Genomic DNA, 317 nt, shown 5'->3' on the forward strand with positions numbered 1-317 from the left:
GGCCGGCTTGCGCGCTCCACAGCGGTGCAGGGCTCCACTGAACCTCGGCATAAAGCGCGTAGCGGTCGCGCTGGCCGTCGCGGATGTTCCAGAACGTGCCGGGCCACATGCCGCCGCCCGATGGCGGCCAGTAGTCGTCCAGACGGAAGCGGTGCAGCTCGGCGCCGGCGCGCACGACCGTCTGCTCGCCCATGGCCCATTCGGCTTGCAGTCTGGCGCCGGTGGTGGTGCTGTCGGTCAGCATGGGCATGCCGGCAGCGCACTGCGGCCCCAGCGGGCTGCACGGGCGACCGTCCACGCTGGAGCTGCCGCCCGAA

The 317-nt window shown here is 72.2% G+C and carries 1 protein-coding gene; it reads right to left on the reverse strand.

Annotation, left to right across the window (positions count from 1 at the left end; translation table 11 throughout):
• Positions 1–193 (reverse strand): hypothetical protein (locus NET02_RS16425; protein WP_284058510.1); only part of this gene is annotated, 193 nt, incomplete at its 3' end.
• Between the last annotated feature and the right edge of the window lie 124 nt (positions 194–317).

Source organism: Thermalbibacter longus (assembly GCF_023806485.1).
Taxonomy (GTDB): domain Bacteria; phylum Chloroflexota; class Chloroflexia; order Thermomicrobiales; family Thermomicrobiaceae; genus Thermalbibacter; species Thermalbibacter longus.